General features: G+C 69.0%; 4 protein-coding genes. 1 reads left to right on the plus strand and 3 read right to left on the minus strand.

Annotated features, from left to right (window positions below; translation table 11 throughout):
* Positions 1–1,224, minus strand: a 1,224-nt coding sequence (locus AC1DOC_RS14770; RefSeq protein ID WP_478129996.1) for an acyl-CoA dehydrogenase family protein, incomplete at its 3' end; no start/stop codon positions are given.
* Between the two features lie 243 nt (positions 1,225–1,467).
* Between AC1DOC_RS14770 and AC1DOC_RS14775 the strand changes: the two genes are divergently transcribed.
* Positions 1,468–4,461 (plus strand): PAS domain S-box protein, encoded by a 2,994-nt coding sequence (locus AC1DOC_RS14775; protein ID WP_307596790.1) that lies wholly within the window; start codon positions 1,468–1,470, stop codon positions 4,459–4,461.
* A 35-nt stretch (positions 4,462–4,496) separates the two neighbouring features.
* On the opposite strand, the gene AC1DOC_RS14780 is transcribed toward AC1DOC_RS14775, so the two are convergent.
* Both AC1DOC_RS14780 and AC1DOC_RS14785 read right to left on the minus strand, forming a co-directional pair.
* Entirely contained in the window at positions 4,497–5,837 is a 1,341-nt protein-coding gene (locus tag AC1DOC_RS14780) for an epoxide hydrolase family protein (protein ID WP_478079306.1), read from the minus strand.
* A 90-nt stretch (positions 5,838–5,927) separates the two neighbouring features.
* Positions 5,928–6,295, minus strand: a 368-nt coding sequence (locus tag AC1DOC_RS14785; RefSeq protein ID WP_478129997.1) for an alpha/beta fold hydrolase, incomplete at its 5' end; no start/stop codon positions are given.

The raw sequence follows: 6,295 nt of genomic DNA on the forward strand, positions 1-6,295 counted from the left end.
CGCCGGTGCCGCGCGCTTGGCCAGTTCGAGCTTGGCAATCGCGTTGCGGTGCACTTCGTCGGGCCCGTCGACGATGCGCACCGTGCGCTGGTGCGCATAGGCCTCGGCCAGCCAGAAGTCCTGGCTCACGCCGGCGGCGCCGTGCGCCTGGATCGCCCAGTCGACCACCTTGCACGACATGTTGGGCGCCACCACCTTGATCATCGCGATCTCGGCGCGCGCTTCCTTGTTGCCCACGGTGTCCATCTTGTGGGCCGCATTGAGCGTGAGCAGGCGGGCCTGGTCGATCAGGCAGCGCGACTCGGCAATGCGCTCGTGCCAGATCGACTGCTCCGCGAGCGGACGGCCGAAGGCCACGCGGCTGCGCAGGCGATCGCACATCAGTTCGAGCGCACGCTCGGCGGCGCCGATGGAGCGCATGCAATGGTGGATGCGCCCCGGGCCGAGCCGGCCTTGCGCAATCTCGAAGCCGCGCCCTTCGCCCAGCAGGATGCTCGATGCGGGAACGCGCACGTCCTCCAGCAGCACTTCCATGTGGCCGTGCGGCGCATCGTCGTAGCCGAACACCGAAAGATGGCGCAGCACCGTGATGCCCTGGGTGTCGCGCGGCACCAGCACCATCGACTGCTGCGCATGGCGCGGCGCATCGGGGTCGGTCTTGCCCATCACGATGAAGATCTTGCAGCGCGGGCTGCCCGCGCCCGAAGAGAACCACTTGCGGCCGTTGATCACGTACTCGTCGCCCTCGCGGCGGATCGTGCACTGGATGTTGGTGGCGTCCGACGAGGCAACGGCCGGCTCGGTCATCAGGAAGCCCGAGCGGATCTCGCCCGCGAGCAGCGGCGCGAGCCATTCGTCCTTCTGCGCCTCGGTGCCGTAGCGCTCGATGGTTTCCATGTTGCCGGTGTCGGGCGCCGAGCAGTTGAACACCTCGCCCGACCAGGACACGCGGCCCATCACCTCGCACAGCGGCGCGTAGTCGAGATTGGAGATGGCCGGCACGTCGCGGTGCGGATGCGGCAGGAACATGTTCCACAGGCCGGCCGCGCGCGCCACGGGCTTCAGCTCTTCGACGAGCGGCGACACCTGCCAGGCGTTGCCCTGGCGGCGGAAGGCGTCCATCTCGTGGTGGTAGCGCGCTTCGTTCGGATAGATGTGCTGGTCGAAGAAATTGTTGAGGCGTTCGAGCAGCTCGCGGGTTTTCGCGGAGGGTTCGGCAAACATGGGGAGCGTCCTTTCTTGGGTGGCGAGCAACCCGGCCAGACCGCTCGCATGCCGAAGATTTGAACATTGCAGGATGCGGGAGACCGTCCCGCAAGCGACGCGCCGGCCGCGTGCACGTCAGCTGTTCCGCAGGGGACACAGCGCAGCCCGTTGCTATCATCGGAAAACGCAGTCCCGAACGACCGGGACGTCGTGCCCAGCGAAGGAAACCCAGTGCGGCTCAAGCTGAGAACGAAGACAGCCTTGCTCATCACCTTGCTCGTGCTCGCCCTGGTGGGTGCAACGGGCTGGTGGCAGTACCGAAGCCTCTCCAGCGAATACGTCGGCCTGATGCGCGAGCAGCAACAGGCGCTCACCGACAGCGCCGCGGCGGACCTCGACTACAAGCTGGGCGTTCACCTGGCCGCGCTGTCGCGTGCGGCGCGCGAACTCGGCGCGGAAGGCTTTGCGGACCCGGCGGCGCAGCAGCGCTTTCTTGCGGACAAGGACCTGCGCGCGATGTTCGACAACGCCGCGCTGGCCACGCCGGACGGCGCCATCGTCGCGATCCATCCCGCCGCGGCCCAGCCGCCGAACGTGGCCGACCGCGACTACTTCAAGCAGGTGCGCGACCGGCGCGAGCCCGCCATCTCGGCGCCGCTGCTTACCAAGGGCGGCCGGCAGCCCGCGGTGGTCATGGCCGTGCCCGTCGAGGCACCGGATGGGCGCCTGGCCGGCGTGCTGGGCGCGGCGCTGGACCTGCAGCGCGCCAACGTGCTCGGCGACCTGAGCCGCGCCACCGTCGGCCGCGGTGGCCACTACGAGATCGTGACGCGCGGCGAGTCCCCGCGGATCGTCATGCACCCCGATGCGAAGCGGCTGCTCGAGCCTGCCGCGGCCAGCACGGCGGCCCTTGCCGGCGGTCCCGAGAACGACCTCGCCACGCACGCCACCGTGCGCAGCGCCAACTGGGATCTTCGCCTCGTGGTGCCGGCCCGCGCCGCCTACGCGCCGCTGGAGCAGGCACGGCGCAACCTGCTGCTGCAGCTGCTGTGGCTCGGCCTGGGCTGCGCGCTGCTGGTGTGGCTGGGCACGGCCTGGGTCATGCGTCCGCTGGAGGCACTGAGCAACGCGATCCGCACGCTGCGCCAATCGCCGGACAGCCAGGTCAGGCTCGACGTCGTCGCCAACGACGAGCGCGGCGACCTGGCGCGCGAGTTCGACGCGCTGATGGGCGAGCTGCGCGAGCAGCGGCTCGAGGTGGCCGCGGTGACCGATGCATCGCCCGTGGGACTGTTCCGCTGCGACAGCGAAGGACGCATGACCTACGTGAACGACGAATACCTGGCGATCCACGGACTGGCGCGCGAAGAGGCGCAGGAGGGCTGGCTCACGCTGGTGCGCGAGGAGATCCGCGAGAAGGTCCGCCAGGACTGGGTCCGCATCGTGAGCGCCGCCGAGCCGCTGAACGCCACGCGCCGGCTGCACCGCAGGGATGGCACGCAGGTGCTGGTGGCCTTGCGGAGCCGGCCCGTGCTGGTTGCAGGCCGCGTCATGGGCCATGTCGGAACGGTGACCGACATCACCGAGCGCACGCGCGCCGAGCGGGCCCTTCGCACGCTCACGGCCATCTTCGACATGACGACCGACTTCATCATCCAGAACGATGCGAAGGGGCGGCTCATCTACATGAACCCCGCCGCGCGCCGCCGCACCGGCGTGGACCTCGATGCCCCGATCGAGACGCTGAAGGTGTCCGACTTCAATCCGCCGCAGACGCTGGAGCGGTTCAGGTCGGAGGTGGTGCCCACCGCGGTCGCCACCGGCGTCTGGGTCGGCGAGTCGGTGGTGTGGGATGCGCAGAAGCAGCCGTTCCCGGTCAGCCACATGGTGATCGCGCACCGCGACAAGCACGGCAAGCTCGAATATTTCTCGGGGCTGATGCGCGACATCTCTGCGGCCAAGGCCGCGGAGCAGGCGCTGCGCGAGAGCGAGCAGCGCCTGCGCATGGTGACGGACCACCTGCCGGCGCTGATCTCCTACCTGGACCGCGAGCTGCGCTTCCGTTTCGTCAACAAGGCCTACCAGGACTGGTTCGGCATCGAGCCGCAGCAGCTGCTCGGCCGCAGCCTGCGCGAGTTCTACGGCGAGGAGGCATGGGCGCAGATGGAGCCGTACATCCGCGCGGCCCTGGGCGGACGCCAGGTCACCTACGAGCGGCGCGTGACGGGGGCCGGCGGGCGCCGCGACATCCAGGCCACGCTGGTGCCGGAGCGCAACGAACAAGGCGAGGTGGTGGGCCTCTACACGCTGGACAGCGACATCACCGCGCATCACGAGGCCGAGGAAGCGCTGCAGGAAAGCGAAGCCCGCCTGCGCACCGTGGCCGATGCGCTGCCGATGCGGGTGGCCTACATCGATGCCGACGAGCGCTACCGCTTCAACAACCTGGCCTACGAACGCGAGTTCGGCCTCTCGCGCGACCAGATCCAGGGCCATACCGTGCAGGAGCTGCTGGGCGAGCCGGCCTACGAATCCGTGAAGCCGCACATCCGCGCCGCGCTGGCCGGCGAGGTCGTCACCTTCCAGAGCGAAGTCAGCCAGAGCGACAGCTACAACTGCTACGAGGCCCAGTACATCCCGCAGCCCGCGGCCAATGCCGACACCATCGTCGGCTTCCACGCCGTGATCACCGACATCACGCGGCAGAAGCTCGAGGAGAAGCGCCTGGTGGGCCTCGCGCAGATCGACCCGCTCACCGGCCTGGCCAACCGCGCCGGCTTCGAGGCGCGGCTGGGCGAAGCCATGGACCGCAGCCGCAGCGCGGGAGCCCTGATGGCGCTGATGTACCTGGACATCGACGGCTTCAAGCAGATCAACGACCAGTTCGGGCACCAGACGGGCGACGAATTGCTGAAGGCCTTCTCGGGCCGGCTGTCGCAGGGGCTGCGTTCCAGCGACGTGCGCGCGCGCCTGGGCGGCGACGAGTTCACGGTGATCATGGAGGGGCTGCCCCATGCCGACATCGCGGTCGCCGCCGCCACGAAGCTCGTGCTGGCCATGCAGACGCCGTTCACCGTCGAGCCGCAGCGCACGATCAACGTGACCGCGAGCATCGGCCTGGCGTTCTACCAGGGCGGCGCCGCAACCTCGGCCGCACTGGTGAAGCAGGCGGACGAGATGCTCTACCGCGCCAAGCGGGCCGGCCGCAACAACGTGCAGACGGCGCCGCTGCCGGTCGAGGGCGGCCAGGCCTAGCAGCGGAGTTCGGTGCCGTCGCGCAACGAGCGCGCTCAGGCGGGCTGGCGCAGCGGCCGGAACGCCGCGCGCAGTTCCTCGCTGAACAGCTGCGGCTGTTCCCAGGCGGCAAAGTGGCCGCCCTTGCCGGCTTCGTTGAAGTAGTAGAGCGTTCGATAGGCGCGCTTGGCCCAGCTCCTGGGCGCGCGGTAGATCTCGCCCGGGAACACGGTGATGGCCACTGGAATCGAGATGTCCTGCGTCTTCTGCGCCGCCGCGCTGAAATTGTTGTTGTTGTTCTCCCAATAGAACCTCGAGGAGGAAGCGGCCGTGTCGGTGAGCCAGTAGAGAGTGATGTCGTCGAGCATCTCGTCCCGGCCGAGCACGCGCTCGGGTTCGCCGCCGCTGTCGGTCCATTGCGCGAACTTCTCGTAGATCCACCCGGCCAGGCCAGCCGGCGAGTCGGCCAGCGGGTAGCCGATCGTCTGTGGGCGCGTCACCATCATGGCGCCGTAGGCGGCGCCGGTCTTGAAGAAGGCGCTGAGCGTGTTGAACGCCGCCCGCTCGGACGCCGACAGCCCGGCCGGCGCGGGATCTCCATTGTTGATGGGCTTGACCAGTTCCGCGGGCACGGTGGCGGGCATGTTCAGGTGGATGCCCCGCAGGCCTTGCGGTGCCTGGCGTGCCATTGCATCCGAGATCACCGAGCCGTGGTCTCCACCCTGGGACACGTAGTGCGTGTAGCCCAGCCGCTTCATCAGCGTGTCCCACGCGCGGCCCACGCGCTCGGGGCCCCAGCCGGTCTCCCTGGGCTTGCCGGAGAAGCCGTGGCCGGGGATGGACGGGATCACGACATGGAACGCGTCGGCGGCACTGCCTGCGAAGGCGGTCGGGTCGGTCAGGGGCCCGATTGTTTTCAGGAACTCCAGCATCGAGCCCGGCCAGCCATGCGTCAGCACCAGCGGCAACGCGTCCGGATGGCGGGAGCGCACGTGGATGAACTGGATGTCGACGCCGTCGATCGTGGTGATGAACTGCGGCAGTGCATTGAGCCTGGCCTCGAGCTTGCGCCAGTCATAGCCGGTTTCCCAGTAGCGGACCAGCGCCTGCAGCCTGGCCAGCTGAACGCCTTGCGATGTATCGCCGACCGTCTCGCGGTCGGGCCAGCGCGTGGCCCTGAGGCGCCGCCGCAGATCGGCGATTGCATTCTCGGGAACATCGATGCGCAAGGGCCGTATCGCGTCGCCTTGCGCTGCGGCGCTTTTGTCGGCAGGCGTCGCCGCAAAGGTCGCGGCCGCCGAACCTGCAAGAAGGCCCGCCGTTGCCACCAGCGCACCGCGGCGCGTGAGGGTGGGGTGGAACGCCGCGCGGCGGCTGGATGCGTCGGAATCTGTCATGGTCGTTTGCCTTGTGCTGATGAATGGGAATCTGTGCGACGCGGCGCCTGGCCGCGTGCTGCCGAAGGACCGTGCGCAGAAGCAAGTCCTCTATCGGCTGGCGGCTTCGGCGATGAGCTTCGCGACCACATCGGGCCTGGAGGTCATCACCACGTGCGAGGCGCCCTTGACGACCACCGTCTTCACCGACTTGGCACGCGCTGCCATGAAGGCCTGCGCCGCGGGCGGAATGTTCTTGTCGGCGTCGCCGTAGACGAACCACGAAGGCACCGTCTTCCACGCGGGAGCGCCCGCCGGCTCGCCGAGCGCCGACTCGGCGATGGGGCGCTGCGTCGCGGCCATCAGGCGCGCGGCCGCGGCCGGAACGTCGGCGGCGAACTGGTCGTGGAACCTGTTCTTCAGGATGTACAGGTCCTTGCCGCCATCGGCCAGTGCGACCGGCGGTGCCAGCGCAGGCC

The organism is Variovorax sp. 01T439_2 (assembly GCF_056398445.1).

What these genes read in the sequence shown, in the direction of transcription:
- AC1DOC_RS14780 (WP_478079306.1), bottom strand. Translation starts at nt 5,837, where the DNA reads ATGACAGATTCCGACGCATCCAGCCGCCGCGCGGCGTTCCACCCCACC.